This window comes from Bradyrhizobium sp. 23AC, assembly GCF_054863025.1.
Genome location: NZ_JAVAYN010000023.1, coordinates 56,052 through 79,930, shown reverse-complemented (window position 1 = coordinate 79,930; position 23,879 = coordinate 56,052). Strand labels below are relative to the sequence as shown.

Below are 23,879 nucleotides of genomic sequence, written 5' to 3'. Positions count from 1 at the left end.
GGGCACGCGAAGCGTGAACTCCGGTGCGCAGTGCGCACCTGAGAATCTCGAGGTTCCGGGTTCGATGCTGCGCATCGCCCCGGAACGACGACGGAGAGCGAAAGCACATGACCAATCAAAAACCCTACCGCCCCAACGTGGGGATCGCCCTCTTCAACACCGAAGGCCGCGTGCTGATCGGCCATCGCTTCAAGGGCGACGGTCCCGAGATCATCCTGCCCGGGCTCGACTGGCAGATGCCGCAGGGCGGCGTCGACGACGGTGAGAATTTGCGCGATGCCGCGATGCGCGAGCTCTGGGAGGAGACCAGCGTCGTCAGCGCGGACTATCTCGGCGAGACCGACTGGCTCAGCTACGAATTCCCGCCCTATGACGGACCGCAGACGCATCGCCTCGCGAAATTTCGTGGCCAGCGGCAAAAATGGTTCGCGCTGCGCTTCACCGGCAAGGATGACGAGATCGACCCGCTGACGCCGCGCAACGGCCAGCCCGCCGAGTTCGACGCCTGGCGCTGGGAGCGCCTGGATCGTGTTGCCGACGTCGTGGTGCCGTTCCGGCGTGAGGTTTATCAGGCCGTCGCGCAGCAGTTCGCGGCCTTCGCAAACTGAAACTGCGAAAACAACCCCATGCACAGTAGAAGGCCGCCGCCGGCGCGGTACGCTGTGGTTGTTGTGAAGCGATTGACACCGCGGAAGAAGTTCACAGCGCTGCGCAATCCGTCACGGGTGTCCAACCTCTCCCGCTTGCGGGGGAGGTCGGCGCGAAGCGCCGGGTGGGGGCTCTCTCCACCCAGGGAGTGTCCCGTTGCGGAGACACCCCCACCCCAGCCCTCCCCCGCAAGCGGGAGAGGGAGCGCATCTCGCGCCCGGCAGCGATCGGGCCCAGTCTCAGCACGCGCTAATTAATCGGACCCACCGTGAACGGGCCGAGTGCGATGACGTGGCAGTCGCTGTCGCGCTTGGCGCAGTCGGCGAGTGCGGAGGTGACGGCGGCCTGCTCGTCGGCGGCCTTGAGGCCGAGGCCTGGCCGGCCCGCGCTACCGACCGCGACCGCGTTCCAGCCCATGGCGTCACCGAGCTTGCGCACGACCTCGCCGCGCGCATCCGCCACGATCGAGGCGTTGGAGGCGGCATTGAAGAAGCCGGTGATCCTGAACAGCGTCGGGATCGGCACGACGAAATTGTCGTCGATCGCGACCACGAGGCACGCGACGCCGGCGATCGCGCCGCATGATTCCAGCGAACGGCGCGCGGCATCTTCGGCGGACGCGGCGCCGAGCACCATGAAATATTGTCCGCCCGGGCCGAGCGCGACCGAGCGGGATTTCGCCGCCGGCACGAACATGTTCTCGAGCCGGACCTTTTGCGGTTCGCGCACCATCGGAAAGTCCTTCGATGCGAAGCTTCGCTCGGTCATGGCGTCGTGCCGGAAATAGGGAGACGGCGGCATCGGCGGCTTGCCGTGCGTGTAGACGACGTTGTTGCCGACCGCATAGAGCTCGCAGCGCCGCGGCGATTGCGCGGCATCGGCGCGCTTCTGGCACTGCTCGATCGCGGTGTTGCGCGCGGCCTCCTCGTTCGGCTGGTTCAGGGCCGAGCCGGTGAAGCCGCCGACATTGAGCGCGAAGGCCTTGTAGTCGCCGGCAGCGGAATAATCGCCGGCGAGAAAGTTGCGCACGCGCTCGTTGATGAAGGGCACGCTGTCGGCCGCAAACTTGCCGGCCATCGGCGCGGCCGATGGTGACGGCGCAGGCATCGGCGCCATCGCAGCGCCGGCATTTTGCGGCGCCATTGGCGTCATTGGCGCTTTGGCCATTTGAGTCGGCGCGGGGCTCGGCGCCGCGCTTGGTGCTGCGGCCGGCGTCGCTGCGACATTCGCCGTCTGCTTGAGCTTGGTGTTGTAGAGGAAGCCGGTGACGCCGATGGCGACGATCGAGACGATTGCGACCACCAGCGGCCACATCCACACCGGCGCCGTGGCGAGCTTTGAGCCCGCTTTCTTCAGCTGCGGCTTGGTATAGCTGCCGTCCTCGCGCCGCATCGCCACCATGTAGGCGTGCACCGGCGTCGGGATGTTCTTGACCTCCTGCGCGCCGATATCGGCGAACTGCACCGAGAGCTTGTTGGCGACCTGCTCATGCACCGCGCGCGAGACGCAGATGCCGCCGACCTCGGCGAGACCCTCCAGCCGCGCAGCGATGTTGACGCCGTCGCCGAGCAGATCGCCGTTGCGCTCGACCACGTCGCCGATAGTGATGCCGATGCGGAACGACATCTGCCGGCTCGGCGGATAAGCCATGTTGCGGGTCCGCAAGGATTCCTGGATGTCGATCGCGCAACGCACCGCATCGACCGCGCTCGGGAATTCCGCGAGCACGGCATCGCCCGCCGTATTGAAGATGCGTCCCCCGGCCCTCGCGATGAAATCGTCGACGACCTCGCGATAGGAGGCCAGACGCCGCAGCGTCTCCTCCTCGTCTTCGGCAACCAGTCTCGAGTAACCGGCAATATCGGCTGCGAAAATCGCTGCGATCTTGCGTTTCATCTGCGACCCGCCCCGGGAACAAATTCGCAGGGCAGAATGCCGCTATCGGCGGCGGGGTGCAACAAAGTTTCAGCGCCCGCCACGGGTGTGACGAGCGCTGCACTTGGTCAGGGAATGTCTTGCAAGGTTCTCGTTCGAGCCCCGGAGCGGTGCCCCGGGGCTTAGTGCATAGCCGTCGAGTTGAGCTGCTGCTGGATGCTCTTGAAGTGGTCGAGCCGCTCGATCGCCTGATCGAGCTCGCCGCCTTCATGCTCCTTCAGCCCCTCTTCCATCTCCGAGATGGTCGCCGCGAACTGGGCGCGGTCGAGCTCGGCCAGCGACGTCGCGACATCGGCGAGCACGGTCAGGCCCTTTTCGGAGACTTCGGCGAGACCGCCGAGCACGATGACCTTCTCATGGCGGCCAGCGGTGGTGATGGTGAGAATGCCCGGACGGATCGCGGCCACGACCGGCGCATGCCCTGCCAGCACGCCGAAATCACCCTCGACGCCGGGGATGTCGACCTGATCGACCTCGCCCGAGAAGGCGAGCTTTTCCGGAGAGACGAGATCGAAGTGGAAGGTAGCCATGGTGTACCTGCGAATGGTGAGTAGCGAATGGCGAGTGGCGAAGAGAGCAGCGCGTCTATTCGCTACTCCCCATTCGCCATTCGCGCCTTAGGCCGCTTCCGCCGCCAGCTTCTTGCCCTTCTCGACGGCTTCTTCGATCGTGCCGACCATGTAGAAGGCCGCTTCGGGCAGATGGTCGTACTTGCCTTCCACCAGGCCCTTGAAGCCCTTGATGGTGTCGGCGAGCTCGACGAACTTGCCCGGCGATCCCGTGAAGATTTCGGCGACGTGGAACGGCTGCGACATGAAGCGCTCGACCTTGCGGGCGCGCGCCACCGTCAGCTTGTCCTCTTCCGAAAGCTCGTCCATGCCGAGAATGGCGATGATGTCCTGGAGCGCCTTATAGCGCTGCAGCACCTGCTGGACCTGACGGGCAACCGCGTAGTGCTCCTCGCCGACGACCAGCGGGGAGAGCATGCGCGAGGTCGAGTCGAGCGGATCCACCGCGGGATAGATGCCCTTTTCGGCGATCGAGCGCGACAGCGTGGTGGTCGCGTCAAGATGCGCGAACGAGGTCGCGGGCGCCGGGTCGGTCAAGTCGTCGGCCGGAACGTAGATGGCCTGCACCGAGGTGATCGAACCCTTCTGCGTGGTGGTGATGCGCTCCTGCAGCGCGCCCATGTCGGTGGCGAGCGTCGGCTGATAACCCACCGCCGAAGGAATACGGCCGAGCAGCGCCGACACTTCCGAGCCGGCCTGGGTGAAGCGGAAGATGTTGTCGACGAAGAACAGCACGTCTTGGCCCTTGTCGCGGAAGTCTTCCGCGATGGTCAGACCCGTGAGCGCGACGCGGGCGCGGGCGCCGGGCGGCTCGTTCATCTGGCCGAACACCAGCGCGCACTTCGACTTGACGCTCGGATCCGGATTCTTCGGATCGGCGTTGACCTTGGACTCGATGAACTCGTGATAGAGGTCGTTGCCCTCGCGGGTGCGCTCGCCGACGCCGGCGAACACGGAGTAACCGCCGTGCGCCTTCGCGACGTTGTTGATCAGCTCCTGAATCAGCACGGTCTTGCCGACGCCGGCGCCGCCGAACAGGCCGATCTTGCCGCCCTTTGCATACGGAGCCAGGAGATCGACGACCTTGATGCCGGTGACCAGAATTTCAGCTTCGGTCGACTGGTCGGTGTAGCTCGGCGCGTCCTGATGGATGGGGCGCAGGCTTTCGGCGTTGACCGGGCCGGCTTCGTCGATCGGCTCGCCGATGACGTTGATGATGCGGCCGAGCGTGCCTTCGCCGACGGGAACGCGGATCGGCAGGCCGGTGTCGGTCACTTCCTGGCCGCGCACCAGACCTTCGGTCACGTCCATCGCGATCGTGCGCACGGTGGACTCACCGAGATGCTGCGCAACTTCCAGCACGAGGCGGATGTTGCCGTTCTTGGTTTCCAGCGAATTGAGAATGGCCGGGAGGTGGCCCTCGAACTGAACGTCGACGACGGCGCCCATGACCTGGGTGACGCGACCGACCGGGTTAGCTGCTGTAGCCATGAAGCTCTCCTTCGAAATTCTTTACTTGAACGACCGTCGTTGAGTTCGTGCGTCAGACCGCCTCGGCGCCGGAGATGATCTCGATCAGCTCCTTGGTGATCTGGGCTTGACGGGTTCGGTTGTAGATCTGGGTTTGCTTGCGGATCATTTCGCCGGCGTTGCGGGTGGCGTTGTCCATCGAGCTCATCTGCGCGCCGTAGAACGAAGCGGTGTTTTCCAGCAGCGCGCGGAAGATCTGCACCGCGATGTTGCGCGGCAGCAGGCCCGAAAGGAGTTCGTCCTCCTCCGGCTCATATTCGTAGGACGTCGACGGCGCGTTCGCCGCCTTCTCTTCCACGACCAGCGGAATGATCTGCTGCGCGGTCGGGATCTGGGCGATCACCGACTTGAACTGCGCGTAGAACAGCGTGCAAACGTCGAACTCGCCGTTCTCGAAACGGGCCAGCACCTTCCTGGCGATGTCCTCGGCGTTGACGAAACCGAGCTGACGAACGCTGCGCAGGTCGAGATGTTCGACGATCTGCTTGTCGAACTGGCGGCGGAGCTGCTCATAGCCCTTGCGGCCGACGCAGAAGAATTTGACTTCCTTGCCCTGCGCCATCAGCGCCTGGGCACGATCGCGCGCGAGGCGCACGATCGAGGAGTTGAAGGCACCGGACAGGCCGCGCTCGCCGGTGCAGACCAGCAGCAGGTGGACCTGGTCCCTGCCGGTGCCGGCAAGCAGCGCCGGCGCGCCGGGTGAACCGGCGGCGGCGCTGGCGATGTTGGAGATCACCGCGCTCATCTTGTCGGCATAGGGGCGCGCAGCTTCGGCCGCCTGCTGGGCGCGGCGCAACCTGGACGCCGCGACCATCTGCATGGCCTTGGTGATCTTTTGCGTCGCCTTGGTGGAGGCGATGCGCACGCGCATGTCTTTAAGTGACGCCATTCTTCGTTCACCCCGGCGGTTCGACTGATACGTCGGACCGCTAGCCTGTCCCGATCGCAATGCCCGGCCGGGCGCCGGGCACGCTTCTTATTGTCTTGCCTCTCGCGAAGCGATCATGGCCGGAAGACCCGGCCATGACGACGCTTAAGCGAAGCTCTTCGCAAAACCTTCGACCACCGACTTCAGCTTGGCAGCCACGTCGTCGGAGAGGTCGCGGGTGTCGCGGATCGAATTGAGGATCTCGACGTTCTTGCCGCGCAGCAGCGAGAGCAGACCGTCCTCGAACGCGCGCACCTTGTTGACCGGGAGCGGATCGAGATAGCCGTTGGTGCCGGCCCAGATCACGCAGACCTGCTCTTCCATCTTCAGCGGCGCGAACTGCGGCTGCTTCAGGAGCTCGGTCAGGCGGGAGCCGCGGTTCAGCAGGCGCTGGGTCGAGGCGTCCAAGTCGGAGCCGAACTGCGCGAACGCCGCCATTTCGCGGTACTGCGCCAGCTCGCCCTTGATCTTGCCCGCGACCTTCTTGGTGGCCTTGGTCTGCGCCGAGGAGCCGACGCGCGACACCGACAGACCGACATTCACCGCGGGACGGATGCCCTGGAAGAACAGGTCGGTTTCCAGGAAGATCTGACCGTCGGTGATCGAGATGACGTTGGTCGGAATGTAGGCCGACACGTCGTTGGCCTGGGTTTCGATGACCGGCAGCGCGGTCAGCGAGCCCGAGCCGTGATCCTTGCTGAGCTTGGCCGCGCGCTCGAGCAGACGGGAATGCAGGTAGAACACGTCGCCCGGATAAGCTTCGCGGCCCGGCGGGCGGCGCAGCAGCAGCGACATCTGGCGGTAGGCGACGGCCTGCTTGGACAGATCGTCATAGATGATGACCGCGTGCATGCCGTTGTCGCGGAAGAACTCGCCCATGGTGCAGGCGGTGAACGGCGCGATGTACTGCATCGGCGCCGGATCCGAAGCGGTGGCGGCGACGACGATCGAATATTCGAGCGCGCCCTGCTCTTCCAGCACCTTCACGAACTGGGCGACGGTCGAACGCTTCTGGCCGACCGCGACGTAGACGCAGTACAGCTTGATGTTCTCGTCGGGCTGCGCGTTGAGCGGCTTCTGGTTCAGGATGGTGTCGAGCGCGATCGCGGTCTTGCCGGTCTGACGGTCGCCGATGATCAGCTCGCGCTGGCCGCGGCCGATCGGGATCAGGGCGTCGATCGCCTTGAGGCCGGTCGCCATCGGCTCGCTCACCGACTTGCGCGGAATGATGCCGGGCGCCTTGACGTCGACGCGCATGCGCTTGTCGGCCTGGATCGGGCCCTTGCCGTCGATCGGATTGCCGAGCGCGTCGACGACGCGGCCGAGCAGGCCCTTGCCGACCGGCGCGTCCACGATGGCGCGGGTGCGCTTGACGGTCTGGCCTTCCTTGATCTCACGGTCGCCGCCGAAGATCACGACGCCGACGTTGTCGGTTTCAAGGTTCAGCGCCATGCCGCGGGTGCCGTTCTCGAACTCGACCATTTCGCCGGCCTGGACGTTGTCCAGACCGTAGACGCGAGCGATACCGTCGCCGACGGACAGCACCTGTCCGACTTCGGAGACTTCAGCTTCCTGGCCGAAATTCTTGATCTGGTCCTTGAGGATCGCGGAAATTTCCGCGGCGCGGATGTCCATCAGCCTGCCTCTTTCATCGCGTGCTTGATCGAATTGAGTTTGGTGCGAAGCGAACTATCGATCATGCGGCTGCCGAGCTTGACGACGAGGCCACCGATGATCGAGGGATCGACATTCACGTTGAGCGCGACGTCCTTGCCGGTCACCGACTTCAGGGCAACCTTGAGGGCGTCGAGATTCTTGTCCGAAAGCGTTTCCGCAACGGTGACGTCGGCCGTCACCTCGCCCTTGAACCTGGCGACCAGGGCCCGGTAGGCGCGAATGACGTCGACCACCGCGAACAGGCGGCGATTGGCGGTCAGGACTTTCAGGAAATTGGCGGAGATGCCGGCGATGCCGGCCTTGGCCAGCACGGCCGAAAGGGCCTTGGACTGGGCATCGGCCGCGAAAACCGGACTGCGGACGAGGCGCTTAAGATCGGCGCTCTCGTTCAGCATGGCCTCGAATTTCTCGAGATCGGCTTTGACCTCGTCGACCACTTTCTGGTCGCGGGCCAGTTCAAACAAGGCCGTTGCATAACGGCCGGACACACCTGAAACGGACGTATCTTCTGCAGCCACAGACGCGCTCTTTTTGCTGTCAAACTCGCAAGGGAAAAACCGTCGCCACAAAGCGGCGCCAAGCGATCCAAGCCCTTGGAATTCAAGCGGGACTTCGATTTCCGGCCGACACGGGACGTGCCGGATCCGTGAAAATCGCGGCTTTGCTAACATAGCAGGCGCGCAGGTGCAACATGACGCCAAATTAAAGGCACGAGGTTCTGTCGCCAGTTCGTCGCACGCTGGATACGTCGGTCACCCACCTGATCCGACGACCGTATCAGGGGACTTGAGCAAGGACATGGTGACGAGGTGCCACGTCACGGAATTGTCGCGCGGGCTCCGCCGTGGTCCCGCCTTGTTGGTTCCTGCTCTCAGCGCATAGCGGCCATGAACACGGATCGCTGAGGCGTGATTCCGGCCTCGCCGGAATCACTCGCCGAATACTTACCCAATTCTAAATGCTCAAGATGATGACTTCGTTTTTACAGTATTCTGAAGTATTTCATAAGTTAACAAATCGTTAAAAGCGAAGATTACGGAACATCGCCCGAATATCTGGTCGCGGTAACAAGATATTTCATGACGACACAGAATGGATTTACTGCCCAATTCACGCCTCATTAGGAATCGAAACGCCAACCCGCTCACAAACTGATGGGGGCTCCACTAGCCACATGTGTGGCAATACTAGCTTAGGGACCACTAAATGCTGTCTTTGAAGACGCTGGGCTTTGTGACCCGGCCGCGCACGGCGATCGCTTTCATTGCCGCAACTCTTCTCATCGGTGGAACTGCCACCGAAGCTTCCGCCAAATCCCGGCATCACCGGCATCATCATCACCGCCACCACGCTCAGACCGATACCAACGCGACCTCCGATTGGCGCAACGCCAATGCGTCGATGACGCCGTCACAGGGCACGGGCCACAGCTTCTCCGGCGTGGCCTCCTTTTACGGCAACGAGTCCGGCAGCCGCACGGCCTCGGGCCAGCGCTTCAACCAGAACGCCCTGACCGCGGCGCACCGCTCGCTGCCGTTCGGCACCAAGCTGCGCGTCACCCACCGCGGCCAGAGCGTTGTCGTCACCATCAATGACCGTGGCCCGTTCATTCGCGGCCGGGTTCTCGACCTCTCCACGGGCGCTGCCCGCGCCATCGGCCTCACCGGCGCCGGCGTCGGCCGCGTCACCGCGGAAGTCGTCTCCTAAGGCGCGATAAAGCGTCTCATCGAGCGCGCGCAGTTTTCATCAGTTTGATGCGCGCATGAAACAAGCCCGCGGTCTTGGGGGACCGCGGGCTTTTTTGTTGGCCGTCATCGCCGCTGGTGTCCCGGACAAGCTGCGACGCCGCTTGGACTTGCGGCGCAGAGCCGGGACCCAGAAGCCGCGCGCTCCTCTGCGAGATGGGCCCCGGCTCTGCAGCGCACCGTCAAAGGGACGCTGCGCTGCGTCCGGGGCACGAGAGAAGAGAGCTCAGCCCCTACAAAAAGCTCTGCGGATCGACGTCGACTTCGAGCTTCTGATTGCCCGTCGGCTTCGGGCAGACCGCGAGCCAATTGCGCAAATAGTCCGACAGGTCGAAACCGCGCGCCGATTTCACCAGGATGCGGAAGCGGTAGCGGCCCTTGATCACGGCGAGCGGCGCTTCCGCCGGGCCGAGCACCACCACGCGCTCGTCGCGCGGGGCGAGCGCGACGAGGCGGCGGCCAAGCCCTTCGGCGCTCGGGCGGTCGCCGGCGGAGATGATCAGGCTGGCGAGCCGGCCGAACGGCGGATAGAGCGTGCGTTCGCGCAGATCGATCTCGCTGTCGTAAAAGGCCTCGCGGTCGCAGGCGATCAGCGCCTTCATCACGGGATGATCGGGCTGATGGGTCTGGAGATAGCCGACGCCGCGGCCCTGCTCGCGCCCGGCGCGGCCGATGACCTGGTTGAGCAATTGCCAGGTGCGCTCCGCCGCCCGCGGATCGCCGTTGGAAAGACCAAGATCCGCATCGACCACGCCGACCAGATTGAGCCGCGGGAAATTGTGGCCCTTGGCGACAAGCTGCGTGCCGATGATGATGTCGACGCGGCCCTCCGCGATCTCGGCAAGCTCGATGCGCATCGTCTCGATCGAGGTGATGAGATCGCTCGACAGCACCATGGTGCGCGCCTGCGGGAACAGCGCCGCCGCCTCCTCCTGCAGGCGTTCGACGCCCGGGCCGACCGCGACCAGCGATTCCTCGGCCGAACAGTTCGGACAGAGATGCGGCCGCGGCATCGAGAAGCCGCAATGATGGCAGACCAGGCGCTGCCGGAAGCGATGATCGACCAGCCAGGCATCGCAGATGGTGCAGGCGAAGCGATGGCCGCAGCCGCGGCACAGCGTCAGCGGCGCATAGCCGCGGCGATTGAGGAACAGCAGCGCCTGCTCGCGCTTCTCGATCGCTTTTCTGATTTCACCGGCAAGCCGCGGCGAGATGAAGCGGCCGCGCGCGGGCGGCTCGCGGCGCATGTCGATCGCCTCGATATGCGGCATGTGCTGGCCGCCGAAGCGCGAGGGCAGCGCGATGCGCTGATAGCGATTCTTGCGCGCGTTGACTTCGGATTCGACCGATGGCGTCGCCGACGCCAGCACGACCGGGATTTTTGCGATATGCGCGCGCACCACCGCCATGTCGCGGGCGTGATAATGCACGCCCTCGTCCTGCTTGTAGGCCTGGTCGTGCTCTTCATCGACGACAATCAGGCCGAGATTGGCGTAGGGGAGAAACAGCGCCGAGCGCGCGCCGACCACGACCGGCGCAGTCCCTGCGGAGATCGCCGCCCAGTTCCGCGCGCGCGTGCGCGGCGTCAGCTCGGAATGCCATTCGATCGGCCGCACGCCGAAGCGCTGCGCGAAGCGATCGAGGAACTGGCCGGTGAGCGCGATCTCCGGCATCAGGATCAGCGATTGCCTGCCGCGGCGGATGGCTTCCGCGATCGCCTCGAAATAGACCTCGGTCTTGCCGGAGCCGGTGACACCGTCGAGCAATGCGACGTGGAAGGTACCGTTGGCCGCGAGCGCGCGCATCGTGTCGACCGCGGCGCGCTGCAGCGGGGTAAAATCCGGCCGGCCGAAATCGGGATCGGGCACCGGCGGCGGCGCAGGCGGCGGCATCGGCTCGACCGTGAGCGTGCCTTCGTCGACGAGCCCGTCGATCACGCCTGAGGAGACGCCGGCTTCCTTGGCGGCTTCAGACTTGCCGTGCAGCAGCCGGTCCGACAGCACCTCGAGTACGCGCTGCCGTGCCGGCGTCAGCCTCTTCGGCGGGTCGCCGACCAGGCGCACGCCGGGGCGGACCCGCTCGGGGCCGAGATTCTCGCCCATCCGCAGGCACATGCGGAGCACCATGCCGCGCGGGCTCAGTGTGTAATTGGCGACCCAGTCGACCACGGACCGCAGCTCGGGCTTGAGCGGCGGGATGTCGAGCTTCTCGCTGACCTCCTTGAGACGGTTGTGCAGGCGCGGATCGGGATTGGCGTTCTCGCCCCAGACCACGGCCAGTACCTCGCGCGGCCCGAGCGGCACGGCGACGAGATCGCCCGCCTTCAGCTCCATCCCGCGCGGTACCTTGTAGGAATAGGTCTGGTCGAGCGCGACCGGCACCAGCACGTCGACCATGCCGGTCGCGTTGGTGGGGGCGGTGGTGCTGCGCGAGGTATGATCCATGAACGAAGAATCGGAACCGGGGGCCTCAAGGCTAGCGCCCTGAGGCAGCCTTAGCGAACGATAAACGGGTGTGATGCGATATACTGGGTGGAATCACCACGTCCAGTGCGCATGAGCAAAGCCGTCGCCCCACCTCTCGAGCTCGCCAGCGCCGATCCCTCGATCGCGCAGGAGATGACGCGCTGGCTGTCGCATCTCGGTGCCGAGCGGCGGTTGTCGCCGAAGACGCTGGAAGCCTATGGCCGCGACTTGCGGCAGTGCCTGGATTTCCTTTGCAGCCATTGGGGCGAGCGCGTGACCCTGAAGCGCTTCGCGGCGCTGGAGGCCGCCGACGTCCGCGCCTTCATGGCGATGCGCCGCGCCGACGACATTGCCGGCCGCAGCTTGATGCGCGCGCTGGCCGGGCTGCGCTCCTTCGGCCGCTTCCTCGAGCGCGAGGGCAAGGGCAAGGTCGGCGCACTCTCGGCGATCCGTGCGCCGAAGGTGGCCAAGACCTTGCCGAAGCCGCTGCCGATGGCATCGGCCAAGCGCCTTGCCGATGCCGACGAGCGGGCCGGCGAGGATCGCGAGACCTGGATCCTGGCGCGCGATGCCGCGGTGATGGCGCTCTTGTACGGCTCGGGGCTCCGCATCTCGGAGGCGCTCGGCCTGAAGCGCCGCGAGGTGCCGCGTCCCGGCGAGGGCGACGTCTTGATCGTGACCGGCAAGGGCAACAAGACCCGCATGGTGCCGGTGCTGCAGAACGTGCTGGAGCTCGTTCAGGAATACGTCGCGATGTGCCCGTATCCGCTGCCCGCCGAGGGCCCGATCTTCGTCGGCGCGCGCGGCGGTCCCTTGAGCCCGCGCATCATCCAGCTCGCGATGGAGCGGCTGCGCGGCGCGCTCGGCCTGCCCGACAGCGCCACGCCGCACGCGCTCCGCCATTCCTTCGCCACGCATTTGCTGTCACGCGGCGGGGACTTGCGCGCCATCCAGGAATTGCTCGGCCATTCCTCACTCTCGACGACGCAGATCTACACCGGCATCGATTCGGAGCGACTGCTGGAAGTCTATGCCAGCGCGCATCCAAGACGCTGACGAATTGGCGCTGACACACTGACGTCATAACTGCCTTGCCTCTTGCGCAGGCCGCGCGGTTCGGTCAATCGTTGCGGAACCGAGGCAGGAGAGACTGATGAGCGCACATGAAAGCATGGAGCATGCCGAGCACGCCGAACACGCGTCCGGCTCGAACAAGAAGATCGCGCTCCTGATTGCCGTGCTGGCGCTGTTCCTGGCGATCTCGGAGACGCTCGGCAAGGGCGCCCAGACCGAATCGATCAGCAAGAACGTCGAGGCCGCCAATCTCTGGGCGTTCTTCCAGGCCAAGAGCATCCGCCGCACCGTGGTGATCACCGCCGCGGAGCAGGGCAAGCTCGCGCTCGCCGGCGCGGACGAGGCGCAGAAGCCCGCGGTGCAGAAGCAGGTCGACGACTGGACCAAGACCGCGCAGCGCTACCGCTCCGAGCCGGAGACCGGCGAAGGCACCGAGCAGCTCGCCGAGAAGGCCAAGCATGCCGAGCACGAGCGCGACGAGGCGACCGCGAAATACCACCACTTCGAGCTGGCGTCGGCCGCCTTCCAGATCGGCATCGTGCTGGCCTCGGCCACCATCATCACCGGCATGTTCGCGCTGGCCTATGTCGCCGGCATCCTGACGCTCGCCGGCCTGCTCATGACCGGCCTCGGCCTGTGGTGGCCGCATCTGGTGCATTTGCATTGATTGGTGCGCTGACGCGCTCGCCACAAGCCACACAGACAGTGTCATGCCCCCGGGCTTGACCGGGGCATCCAGTACGCCGCGGCCTCTCGGTTCAATCACTGACGTCTCTGGAATACTGGATTGCCCGCCTTCGCGGGCAATGACACCGAATATGTGGCGATGACAGTATGTAGCAGCGGGCAGCTACCGCGCCTGGTGCACGCTCTTCCTGAAACGCTGGATCAGACGCAGCGTACGTGACGACCAGCCTTCGCCGTTGCCGGCGATCAGCTCGCGGATACGGCGCTTGATCGGGTCGACCAGCTCGGCGGCCTTGGCGCGGACCTTCATCACCAGATCGTAGATCCGCTCGAACCAGTGCATCTCCAAAAGCTTGTCGCGCGTCACGTCGAACACGAAGGCGGTGACGCCGACGCCGAGCAGCTTCGCGAAAACGATCGTGAAGACCGCACTGGTCCAGTATTCATGCGTGAGCAGCCACAGGCCGACCAGCTTGAGCGGAAACAGCGGGACGATGGGGACCGCGAACACGATCAGCGTCATGGCCGGCGACAGTGCATCGACGCGCTCCGTCAGCCATTGCTTGAAGCGCGCCAGCGGGATCGCCGCGACGACCTTTGCAACGATCGGCTCGAGATGGTCCCACAGCCAGGCTTCGATCAGGAAGACGATCGCAAGCAGGACCCAGACCGGTTGAAGAAGGCGGCGCAGCATGTGTTTCCCGCCCGATTAGGCGCTGGGCGCGTGACTACATATGGATGGCCCGCTTGCCGACTGCAAGCGCGGCTTCCTTGATGGCCTCCGAGCGGGTCGGATGCGCGTGGCAGGTGCGCGCGAGATCTTCCGCACTGCCGCCAAACTCCATGAGAACGCACGCCTCATGGATCATTTCGCCGGCTTCGCGGCCGATAATGTGCACGCCGAGCACGCGATCGGTCTTCGCATCTGCGAGAATCTTCACAAAGCCGTCAGTGGTCTGGTTGACCTTGGAGCGGCCGTTGGCGGTAAAGGGAAACTTCCCGACGGTATAAGCCACGCCCGCCTGCTTCAGCTCCTCCTCGGTCTTGCCGACGCAGGACACTTCCGGGGTGGTATACACGACGCCTGGGATCACGTCGTAATTCACGTGGCCGGCCTGGCCGGCGATGATCTCGGCCACCGCCACGCCTTCGTCCTCGGCCTTGTGCGCGAGCATCGGCCCAGCGACGACGTCGCCGATGGCGTAAACGCCCTTCAGGCTGGTGGCGAAGTGCGGATCGATCTGGACGCGGCCGCGATTGTCCAGCGCGACGCCGGCTTCCTTCAGGCCGAGCGCGTCGGTGTAGGGCACGCGGCCGATGCAGACCAGAACGACGTCGGCTTCCAGCGTCTCGGCGGCGCCGCCGGCGGCGGGCTCGATCGTCGCCTTCAGCGTCTTGCCGGAGCTGTCGACGCCGGTGACCTTGGCGCCAAGCTTGAACGCAAAGCCCTGCTTTTCCAGGATGCGCTGGAATTGCTTGGCGATCTCGCCGTCCATGCCGGGCAGGATGCGATCGAGGAATTCGACGACGACGACCTCGGCACCGAGACGATGCCAGACCGAGCCTAGCTCGAGGCCGATCACGCCGGCGCCGACGATCAAGAGCTTGCCGGGCACCCTGTCGAGCGACAACGCGCCGGTCGAGGACACGATGCGCTTCTCGTCGATCTCGATACCCTTGAGGCGCGCGATGTCCGAACCGGTCGCGATCACGATGTTCTTCGTTTCGATCGTCTGCGACTTGCCGTCGGCGGAGACCGCGACCTTGCCGGTCCCCAATATCTTGCCGGTGCCCTTGAGCACGTCGATCTTGTTCTTCTTCATCAGGAACTCGACGCCCTTGACGTTGCCGTCGATGCCCTGCTGCTTGAAGTTCATCATCGCGGGAAGATCGAGCTTCGGCGAGGACACCGACACGCCCATCTTGGCGAAGGAGTGCCCGGCTTCCTCGAACATCTCGGACGCGTGCAGCAGCGCCTTCGACGGCATGCAGCCGACATTGAGGCAGGTGCCGCCGAGGGTTGCGTTCTTTTCGACCACGGCGACTTTCATGCCGAGCTGGGCTGCGCGCACCGCGCAGACATAACCGCCCGGTCCGGTGCCGATCACAACGAGGTCATAGGTCATGGAATCTCCGTCACGTCTATTCATCGGGGTTGAGCCATCGCGATCGATCGTCGACAGGCCGAGGCATCCGTCCCTCGAGCAACTGCCGAAGATAGCGCGGCGACACTGCGCCGGTCGCTTCGATCAGCCAGTACAGATAGTCGCGTGGACCGCCATTCAGATATGGCGGCGATGACATCGGCTTGAACAGCGTCGGCAATTTTTCGGTCACCGACAGATTGTTGAGTATCGAGCCGAGCTCTTGAACCACATGCCACGCCAAGGGATCATCGATGTCGATGGTGAGATTGATGCACCAGCGTTCATCTGGATAGAGATGGTGCGCATCCACCTTGGCACCCGGAATCCGCGCGAGAAATCCTTTCAGATCTTCGAACATATCTTCGCGGAATTCGTTCGCAGGCATTCAACGCCCACCCGAGACATCGAGGATGGCGCTGGTGACGTAGGAAGCCTCGTCCGACAACAGCCAGACGATAGCATTGGCGATTTCGTCCGATGTGCCGACGCGCTTCATCGGCACCAGATGGGCCAGACGATGGGCGCGATCGGGCTCGCCGCCGGCGGCGTGAATTTCGGTGTCGATCAGGCCGGGACGGATCGCGGCGACGCGGATGCCTTCGGCTGCGACTTCATGGCCGAGACCGATAGTGAAGGAATCCACCGCGCCCTTGGACGCGGCGTAATCGACATAGGTGTTGGGCGAGCCGAGCTTGGCGGCGACCGACGACAGATTGACGATGACGCCGCCCTTGCCGCCGTGCTTGGTCGACATCCGCTTCACCGCCTCGCGCGCACAGAGGATCGACCCGGTGACGTTGACCGCCATCACGCGCTGGATGCGCTCGGCCGACATCTCGTCGACCCGCACGCCGCTCTGGCCGACGATGCCGCCATTGTTGACGAGCGCCCCGAGCGTGCCGAACTTGTCCGCTTCCTTGAACAGCTCGAGGATGTCGCTTTCCTCGGCGACATCGCATTTCACCGCGATCGCCTTGCCATTGCTGGCCGCGATCTGCGCGACCACCTCGTCGGCGGCCTTCTTGTTGCTGGCATAGCCGACCACGACGCGAAAGCCGCGCGCGGCCGCCGCAATCGCGGTCGCCCGCCCGATGCCGCGGCTGCCGCCGGTGATGACAACGACTTTATCGGTCACGCGCGCCTCCATGGTTCGACACGCGCCGTCGCGAATGGCGACGGCGCTCGCAGAGCATCAGGGATCAGAGATCGAGCACCAGGCGCGCCGGATCTTCCAGGCTCTCCTTGACGCGAACCAGGAAGGTGACGGCTTCCTTGCCGTCGATGACGCGGTGATCATAGGACAGCGCCAGATACATCATCGGGCGGACCTCGATCTTGCCGCCGACGACCATCGGCCGCTCCTGGATCTTGTGCATGCCGAGGATGCCGGACTGCGGCGCGTTCAGGATCGGGGTCGACATCAGCGAGCCGTAGATGCCGCCATTGGTGATGGTGAAGGTGCCGCCCTGCATCTCGTCGATCTTGAGCTGGCCGTCACGGGCGCGGCGGCCGAAATCGGCGATGCCCTTCTCGATGTCGGCGATCGACTTGTGGTCGCAGTCGCGCACCACGGGCACGACGAGACCCTTGTCGGTGCCGACGGCGACGCCGATGTGGTAGTAGTTCTTGTAGATCAGGTCGGTGCCGTCGATCTCGGCGTTGACGGCCGGGATGTCCTTCAGCGCCTGCACGACGGCCTTGGTGAAGAAGCCCATGAAGCCGAGCTTGGAGCCGTGCTTCTTCTCGAACGCATCCTTGTAGTGCGCACGCAGCGCCATCACGTTGGTCATGTCGACCTCGTTGAAGGTCGTCAGCATGGCCGCGGTGTTCTGCACGTCCTTGAGGCGGCGCGCGATGGTCTGGCGCAGGCGAGTCATCTTGACGCGCTCTTCGCGGGCGGCGTCATCGGCCGGCGAGGGCGCGCGCACCTGCACGGCGGCGGCGGGCTGGTTGACCGGGGTCGGCGCGGAGGCCGCACGCTCGATCGCGGCGAGCATGTCGCCCTTGGTGACGCGGCCGTCCTTGCCGGAGCCCGGAACGGTCGAGGCATTGACGCCGGTCTCAGCCGAGAGCTTGCGCACGGACGGAGCGAGCGGCGCGTCGGCCGGCGGCGCCTTCGAGGCCGGGGCCGGCGCGGAAGCAGCAGCGGCGGCAGGAGCGGCAGCGGCGGGCTTGGCGGGAGCAGCGGCGGGCTTGGCAGCGCCTGCGGCGCCTTCCGTGATCTGGCCGAGCAGCGCGCCGACCGCGACGGTGGCGCCATCGGCGGCGATGATCTCGCTCAGCGTGCCGGCGGAGGGCGCCGGGACCTCGATGGTGACCTTGTCGGTCTCGAGCTCCACCAAGGGCTCGTCGACGGCGACGGGGTCGCCGGCCTTCTTGAACCAGCGGCCGATGGTGGCCTCGGTGACGGATTCGCCGAGCGTCGGCACACGAATTTCAGTCATGGTCTTTTCCTTAAGGGATCGCCGGTGCGGTCATGAATTTTTCAGCTGTCATCGCCCGCGAAGGCGGGCGATCCAGTACGCCGTGACGTTCGCGAGTATCACGAACGCCGCGGAATACTGGATGCCCCGCCTCCGCGGGGCATGACGACGTCTTAAAAACTTTTCAGCTCAGTGCTTCGTCCAGGAACGCCTTCAGCTGCGCCTGATGCTTGGACATCAGACCAGTGGCGGTCGCAGCGGAAGCGGCGCGGCCGACATAACGCGGACGCCGGCTCGCGCCGTTCACCTGGTTCAGCACCCATTCCAGATAGGGCTCGATGAAGTGCCAGGCGCCCATGTTGCGGGGCTCTTCCTGGCACCACACCATCTCGGCCTTCTTGAAGCGCGACAGCTCGGCCACCAGCGCCTTCAGCGGCACCGGATAGAGCTGCTCGACGCGCATCAGATAGATGTCGTCGATGCCGCGCTTCTCGCGCTCCTCGTAGAGGTCGTAATAGACCTTGCCGGAGCACAGCACGATGCGGCGGACCTTCTCGTCCGGAACGAGCTTGATCGCCTCGTTCGGCAGCATCTGGGCGTCATCATAGAGGATGCGGTGGAAGGACGTGTCCTTCGCAAGTTCCTCGATGCGCGACACCGCCCGCTTGTGACGCAGCAGCGACTTCGGCGTCATCACAATCAGCGGCTTGCGGATCTCGCGATGAAGCTGCCGACGCAGCACGTGGAAATAGTTCGCCGGCGTGGTCGGATAGACCACCTGCATGTTGTCTTCGGCGCACATCTGCAGGTAACGCTCGAGGCGCGCCGAGGAGTGCTCCGGTCCCTGGCCCTCATAGCCGTGCGGCAGGAGGCAGACGAGGCCGGACATGCGCAGCCATTTGCGCTCGCCGGAGGAGATGAACTGGTCGAAGACGACCTGCGCGCCGTTGGCGAAGTCGCCGAACTGGGCTTCCCAGAGGGTCAGCGTGTTCGGCTCGGCGAGCGAGTAGCCGTATTCGAAGCCGAGCACGGCTTCTTCCGACAGCAGCGAGTTGATGACCTCGTAATGGCCCTGCTCGTTGCCGAGATGGTTGAACGGCGTGTAGCGGCTCTCGTCCTCCTGGTCGATCAGGACCGAGTGGCGCTGCGAGAAGGTGCCGCGCTCCGAATCCTGTCCGGACAGGCGGACGTGGTGGTTTTCCTGGAGCAGCGTGCAGAACGCCAGCGCCTCGCCGGTCGCCCAGTCGATGCCCGCGTTGCCGTCGATCGCCTTGGCGCGGTTGTCGAGGAAGCGCTGGATGGTGCGATGAACGCGGAAACCGTCCGGCACCTTGGTGATCTTGCGGCCGATGTCCTTGAGAACAGGAAGATCAACGCCGGTGACGCCGCGCCGCGCATCCTCTTCCTGATCGGCGATCTTGAAGCCGGACCACTTGCCGTCAAGCCAGTCGGCCTTGTTCGGCTTGTAGGAGGTGCCGGCCTCGAACTCGGCGTCGAGCCGCGCGCGCCAGTCGGCCTTCAGCTTGTCGACTTCACCCTCGGTGACCACGCCTTCGGCGATCAATCGCTTGGAGTAGAGGGTAAGGGTCGAGGCATGGGCCGCGATCCGCTTGTACATCACCGGCTGAGTGAATGCCGGCTCGTCGCCCTCATTGTGGCCGTAGCGGCGATAGCACCACATGTCGATGACGACGGGCTTGTGGAATTTCTGCCGGAATTCAATCGCGACCTTGGCCGCGAACACCACGGCTTCCGGATCGTCGCCGTTCACATGGAAGATCGGCGCGTCGATCATCTTCGCCACGTCGGACGGATAGGGCGAGGAGCGCGAGTAGCGCGGATAGGTGGTGAAGCCGATCTGGTTGTTGACGATGAAGTGCACGGAGCCGCCGGTGCGGTAGCCCTTCAGGTCGGACAGGCCGAAGCATTCAGCGACCACGCCTTGGCCGGCGAACGCCGCGTCGCCGTGCATCAGGAGCGGCAGCACCGAGATACGCATGTCGGGCGGATCGCCATGCTGGTCCTGCTTGGCGCGGACCTTGCCGAGCACCACGGGATCGACGATCTCGAGATGCGAGGGGTTGGCGGTCAGCGACAGATGGATGCGGTTGCCGTCGAACTCGCGGTCCGAGGACGCGCCGAGGTGATATTTGACGTCGCCCGAGCCTTCGACCGCGTCGGGGTTGGCGGAGCCGCCCTTGAATTCGTGGAACAGGGCGCGGTGCGCCTTGCCCATCACCTGCGTCAGCACGTTGAGGCGGCCGCGATGCGGCATGCCCAGCACGATCTCCTTCACGCCGAGATTGCCGCCGCGCTTGATGATCTGCTCGAGCGCCGGGATCAGCGATTCGGCGCCGTCGAGACCGAAGCGCTTGGTGCCGGTGAACTTGGTGTCGCAGAATTTCTCGAAGCCCTCGGCCTCGACCAGCTTCATCAGGATGGCGCGGCGACCTTCGCGGGTGAACGAGATCTCCTTGTCCGGACCCTCGATGCGCTCCTGGATCCAGGCCTTCTGCGCGGCATTGCTGATATGCATGAACTCGACGCCGAGCGTCTGGCAGTAGGTGCGCTCGCAGATCGCGGTGATCTCGCGCAGCGTGCCGTATTCGAGGCCGAGCACGTGATCGAGGAAGATCTTGCGGTCGAAATCGGCTTCGCTGAAGCCGTAGGTACGCGGATCGAGCTCTTCACGGTTGCGCTGGGCTTCGATGCCGAGCGGATCGAGCTTGGCATGGAAGTGACCGCGCATGCGGTAGGAGCGGATCAGCATCAGGGCGCGGACGGAGTCGCGCGTCGCCTGGAGCAGATCGGCGGAGGAGAGACCGGCGCCCTTGTCACCCCCCTTGGCCTGCGCTTTGGCCGCGATCTTGGCACCGACCGCCTTCTCGACTTCGGCCCAGTTGCCGTCGAGGGCGGAGGTCAGATCGTCCTGTGGGGTCAGCGGCCAGTTGGTGCGCTCCCAGGACGGACCCTCGGCGTTCTTGCTGATGTCACCGGGGTGGTCGTTAAGGCTCTTGAAGAACTCCTGCCACTCGGCGTCGACCGAGGACGGGTCCTTCTCGTAGCGGGCGTAGATTTCGTCGATGTAGGTGGCGTTGGTGCCCTGCAAAAAGGATGACAGGGCAAAGGCTGCGTTCGCGTCCTGGCGAGACATACTGGAGTTCCTGGCGATTTCGGTTCGCGCATAACAAACGGCGCTGGCACCGAGCTCCCCGGCAGAGGCTCGGCGCGACAGGCACCCTTTACCCTATTTGCTGCGAAACTTCGCCCGGAAAAGTACGAAGAAGTGAATTAGCCTTTCAACTTTTCGGCAAGCGTATGGCCGAGGCGGGCGGGTGACGGGGACACTGTAATCCCTGCGGATTTCATCGCCTCGGTCTTGGAACCGGCGTCGCCCTTGCCGCCCGAAATGATCGCACCGGCATGGCCCATGCGGCGGCCGGGAGGGGCGGTGACGCCGGCGATGAAGCCGACCATCGGCTTCTTGCGGCCGCGCTTGGCCTCGTCCTTGAGGAACTGGGCGGCGTCCTCCTCGGCGGAACCGCCGATCTCGCCGATCATGATGATCGACTCGGTCTTGGGGTCGGCCAGGAGCATTTCGAGGACGTCGATGAACTCGGTTCCCTTGACCGGGTCGCCGCCGATGCCGACCGCGGTGGTCTGGCCAAGGCCTTCCTGGGAGGTCTGGAACACGGCTTCATAGGTCAGCGTGCCCGAGCGGGAGACGATGCCGACCGAGCCGGTCTTGAAGATGTTGGCGGGCATGATGCCGATCTTGCACTCGCCGGCGGTCATGACGCCCGGACAGTTCGGCCCGATCAGGCGCGACTTGGAACCGGCCAGCGAACGCTTCACGCGCACCATGTCGATGACGGGAATGCCCTCGGTGATGCAGACGATCAGCGGGATCTCGGCGTCGATGGCTTCGCAGATCGCGTCGGCCGCGCCCGGCGGCGGCACGTAGATCACCGATGCATCGGCGCCGGTCTTCTCACGCGCATCGCGCACGGTGTCGAACACCGGCAGGCCCAGATGCGTCGCGCCGCCTTTGCCCGGCGAGGTGCCGCCGACCATCTTGGTGCCGTAGGCGATCGCGGCCTCCGAATGGAAGGTGCCGTTCTTGCCGGTGAAGCCCTGGCAGATGACCTTGGTGTTCTTGTCGATCAGGATGGACATGAGGTCTGCTTTCGCGAAACTAACAGAGTGAGAGGATCAGTGGATGCGGCGGTAGACGCCGGTGAGCACGTCGGCCCAGCCTTCCGCGTCCGGCGAGAACTGGATCTTCAACGAGTAGGAATTGTCGTCGATGATTTCGTAGACGTGGCGCGCATTGCCGCGGAGCGAGCCGCGCACCAGCGTCAGGGTCTTGCCGACCCACCCGCCGGAGGCGGGCGAAGGCGGCGTGTAGCCGAGCGAGTCGTACCAGAACAATTTATAGGTCCGGTCGTCGCGGTCGAAGGTGAAGATGCCGTGGGTGGCGAAGATCTGCTTGCCGTCGCGCATCTGCACCGCGTCCTGGATCAGATAAAATCCATTCAGGTCCATGCGCGCGACGACGTGCGAAGTTGCCGGCCCGCCCGCCGTCCAGCGCGACGGGAAGACCACCTCTTCGCCATCCCATTCGCCGGCGAACGCGGCGAGACGCGCGTGCTCGGGAAGCGGAGATGAAGCGGCGAGATGGTCCTGGGCCATGGCCTTAGCCTCCCTTGACGGCCTTCACGATCTTCTGCGCGGCGTCGTCGAGATTGTCGGCCGGCACCACGTTCAGGCCGGATTCGCGGATGATCTTCTTGCCGAGCTCGACATTGGTGCCTTCGAGGCGGACCACCAGCGGCACGCTGAGGCCGACCTCACGAACCGCAGCCGTGACGCCCTCGGCGATCACGTCGCACTTCATGATGCCACCGAAGATGTTGACCAGGATGCCCTTCACGTTGGGATCGGCGGTGATGATCTTGAACGCGGCCGCGACTTTCTCCTTGCTGGCGCTGCCGCCGACGTCGAGGAAGTTCGCCGGCGACATGCCGTAGAGCTTGATGATGTCCATCGTCGCCATGGCAAGTCCGGCGCCGTTGACCATGCAGCCGATGTTGCCGTCGAGCGTGACGTAGTTGAGGTCGTATTTCGACGCCTCGATTTCCTTGGCGTCTTCCTCGGTCTCGTCGCGCAGCGCGAGCACTTCGGGGTGACGGAACAGCGCGTTGTCGTCGAACGACACCTTGGCGTCGAGGACGCGGAGCTGGCCCTGCTTGGTCACGACCAGCGGATTGATCTCCAGCATGGCCATATCCTTGCCGACGAAGGCCGCGTAGAGCTGTGCGGTGAGCTTCTCGGCCTGCTTGGCGAGATCGCCGGAGAGCTTCAGCGCGTTCGCAACCGTGCGGCCGTGATGGCCCATGATGCCGGTGGCGGGATCGACCGAGAAGGTCACGATCTTCTCAGGATTGTTGTGCGCGACGTCCTCGATGTTGACGCCACCTTCGGTCGAGACGACGAACGAGACGCGCGAGGTTTCGCGGTCGACCAGGAGCGAGAGGTAGAATTCCTTGTCGATGTCGGAGCCGTCCTCGATGTAGAGGCGGTTGACCTGCTTGCCGGCGGGGCCGGTCTGGATGGTCACGAGGGTCGCGCCGAGCATCTGCTTGGCGAACTCGGTGACCTCTGCGGCCGACTTGGCGATGCGGACGCCGCCCTTGTCGCCGGCGGAAGCTTCCTTGAACTTGCCCTTGCCGCGGCCGCCGGCGTGGATCTGGCTCTTCACCACATAGACCGGACCCGGCAGCGCCTTGGCGGCGGCTTCCGCATCCGAGGGCTTCAGGACGGGCACGCCCTTGGAGATCGCTACGCCGAACTCGCTGAGCAGCGCCTTGGCCTGATATTCATGGATATTCATATGGTCGCTCCCTGAACCCGCGGGCGGTGACCTCTAGGGCCCACCTCAGTCTTGTGGCTGGCATACCATATACCACAGGAACTGCAACCCGGATTCTTTGACTTCGATCTGGACTGCTGAAACCGGACCCGTCCCGACAACCGGTCCCCGGAAATGAA

At 64.8% G+C, this 23,879-nt stretch carries 20 protein-coding genes; 4 read left to right on the top strand and 16 right to left on the bottom strand.

All coding sequences use genetic code 11. The features are described 5' to 3' along the window. Nucleotides 1–107 precede the first annotated feature (107 nt). A complete protein-coding gene (locus tag RAD10_RS35590) occupies nt 108–608 on the top strand; it encodes an RNA pyrophosphohydrolase (protein ID WP_461621090.1) in 501 nt (166 codons plus the stop codon). Nucleotides 609–897: 289 nt separating this feature from the next. Here the strand turns inward: RAD10_RS35590 and RAD10_RS35585 are convergent, their stop codons facing one another. The 6 genes from RAD10_RS35585 to RAD10_RS35560 all read right to left on the bottom strand — a co-directional run bounded on the left by RAD10_RS35585 (nt 898) and on the right by RAD10_RS35560 (nt 7,805). Next, entirely contained in the window at nt 898–2,544 is a 1,647-nt protein-coding gene (locus RAD10_RS35585; protein ID WP_461621089.1) for an adenylate/guanylate cyclase domain-containing protein, read from the bottom strand. A 161-nt stretch (nt 2,545–2,705) separates the two neighbouring features. Further along, entirely contained in the window at nt 2,706–3,113 is a 408-nt protein-coding gene (locus RAD10_RS35580) for a F0F1 ATP synthase subunit epsilon (RefSeq protein ID WP_461621088.1), read from the bottom strand. A gap of 87 nt (nt 3,114–3,200) precedes the next feature. Beyond that, nucleotides 3,201–4,643 carry a F0F1 ATP synthase subunit beta gene (atpD, locus tag RAD10_RS35575; RefSeq protein WP_028139206.1) on the bottom strand — a complete coding sequence of 481 codons (1,443 nt, stop codon included), beginning with the start codon at nt 4,641–4,643 and terminating at the stop codon, nt 3,201–3,203. Nucleotides 4,644–4,695: 52 nt separating this feature from the next. After that, nucleotides 4,696–5,571, bottom strand: a complete 876-nt coding sequence (locus tag RAD10_RS35570) for a F0F1 ATP synthase subunit gamma (protein ID WP_461621087.1) — start codon at nt 5,569–5,571, stop codon at nt 4,696–4,698. Between the two features lie 144 nt (nt 5,572–5,715). Continuing rightward, nucleotides 5,716–7,245 carry a F0F1 ATP synthase subunit alpha gene (gene atpA / locus RAD10_RS35565; RefSeq protein ID WP_028139207.1) on the bottom strand — a complete coding sequence of 510 codons (1,530 nt, stop codon included), beginning with the start codon at nt 7,243–7,245 and terminating at the stop codon, nt 5,716–5,718. Then, nucleotides 7,245–7,805, bottom strand: coding sequence for a F0F1 ATP synthase subunit delta (locus tag RAD10_RS35560; protein WP_018318859.1), 561 nt, complete (start codon nt 7,803–7,805; stop codon nt 7,245–7,247). Before RAD10_RS35560 ends, atpA begins: the two co-directional genes overlap by 1 nt. 688 nt (nt 7,806–8,493) lie before the next feature. On the opposite strand from RAD10_RS35560, the gene RAD10_RS35555 reads away from it, so the two are divergent. Then, nucleotides 8,494–8,994, top strand: coding sequence for a septal ring lytic transglycosylase RlpA family protein (locus RAD10_RS35555; RefSeq protein WP_461621086.1), 501 nt, complete (start codon nt 8,494–8,496; stop codon nt 8,992–8,994). Between the two features lie 271 nt (nt 8,995–9,265). Here RAD10_RS35555 and RAD10_RS35550 read toward each other — a convergent pair whose 3' ends face one another. Continuing rightward, the gene (locus RAD10_RS35550; RefSeq protein ID WP_461621085.1) at nt 9,266–11,476 is read right to left on the bottom strand and encodes a primosomal protein N'; all 2,211 of its coding nucleotides are present in this window, start codon (nt 11,474–11,476) and stop codon (nt 9,266–9,268) included. A gap of 111 nt (nt 11,477–11,587) precedes the next feature. Between RAD10_RS35550 and RAD10_RS35545 the strand changes: the two genes are divergently transcribed. Together RAD10_RS35545 and RAD10_RS35540 are read left to right on the top strand one after the other, a co-directional pair. Continuing rightward, nucleotides 11,588–12,553 carry a tyrosine recombinase XerC gene (locus tag RAD10_RS35545; RefSeq protein ID WP_461621084.1) on the top strand — a complete coding sequence of 322 codons (966 nt, stop codon included), beginning with the start codon at nt 11,588–11,590 and terminating at the stop codon, nt 12,551–12,553. 97 nt (nt 12,554–12,650) lie between these two features. Continuing rightward, nucleotides 12,651–13,238, top strand: coding sequence for a DUF4337 domain-containing protein (locus tag RAD10_RS35540; RefSeq protein ID WP_461621083.1), 588 nt, complete (start codon nt 12,651–12,653; stop codon nt 13,236–13,238). A 183-nt stretch (nt 13,239–13,421) separates the two neighbouring features. Here RAD10_RS35540 and RAD10_RS35535 read toward each other — a convergent pair whose 3' ends face one another. The 9 genes from RAD10_RS35535 to sucC form a co-directional block, all read right to left on the bottom strand. After that, complete coding sequence (locus RAD10_RS35535; protein WP_461621082.1) at nt 13,422–13,952, bottom strand: hypothetical protein; 531 nt, start codon at nt 13,950–13,952, stop codon at nt 13,422–13,424. 34 nt (nt 13,953–13,986) lie between these two features. Further along, a complete protein-coding gene (gene lpdA, locus RAD10_RS35530) occupies nt 13,987–15,384 on the bottom strand; it encodes a dihydrolipoyl dehydrogenase (RefSeq protein ID WP_461621081.1) in 1,398 nt (465 codons plus the stop codon). Between the two features lie 16 nt (nt 15,385–15,400). Further along, nucleotides 15,401–15,790: a hypothetical protein gene (locus RAD10_RS35525; protein WP_461621080.1), complete on the bottom strand. Its 390-nt coding sequence runs from the start codon at nt 15,788–15,790 to the stop codon at nt 15,401–15,403. Further along, nucleotides 15,791–16,552 carry an SDR family oxidoreductase gene (locus RAD10_RS35520; protein ID WP_461621079.1) on the bottom strand — a complete coding sequence of 254 codons (762 nt, stop codon included), beginning with the start codon at nt 16,550–16,552 and terminating at the stop codon, nt 15,791–15,793. Between the two features lie 52 nt (nt 16,553–16,604). Continuing rightward, on the bottom strand, nt 16,605–17,849 hold the full coding sequence (gene odhB / locus RAD10_RS35515) for a 2-oxoglutarate dehydrogenase complex dihydrolipoyllysine-residue succinyltransferase (protein WP_461621078.1): 1,245 nt from the start codon (nt 17,847–17,849) through the stop codon (nt 16,605–16,607). Between the two features lie 163 nt (nt 17,850–18,012). After that, nucleotides 18,013–20,982, bottom strand: a complete 2,970-nt coding sequence (locus RAD10_RS35510) for a 2-oxoglutarate dehydrogenase E1 component (protein WP_461621077.1) — start codon at nt 20,980–20,982, stop codon at nt 18,013–18,015. 137 nt (nt 20,983–21,119) lie between these two features. Continuing rightward, nucleotides 21,120–22,004 carry a succinate--CoA ligase subunit alpha gene (gene sucD, locus RAD10_RS35505; RefSeq protein ID WP_091964944.1) on the bottom strand — a complete coding sequence of 295 codons (885 nt, stop codon included), beginning with the start codon at nt 22,002–22,004 and terminating at the stop codon, nt 21,120–21,122. A gap of 36 nt (nt 22,005–22,040) precedes the next feature. Beyond that, nucleotides 22,041–22,520, bottom strand: coding sequence for a DUF1579 domain-containing protein (locus RAD10_RS35500; RefSeq protein ID WP_104465450.1), 480 nt, complete (start codon nt 22,518–22,520; stop codon nt 22,041–22,043). Nucleotides 22,521–22,524: 4 nt separating this feature from the next. Further along, nucleotides 22,525–23,721 (bottom strand): ADP-forming succinate--CoA ligase subunit beta, encoded by a 1,197-nt coding sequence (gene sucC, locus RAD10_RS35495; RefSeq protein WP_461621076.1) that lies wholly within the window; start codon nt 23,719–23,721, stop codon nt 22,525–22,527. Nucleotides 23,722–23,879 lie beyond the last annotated feature (158 nt).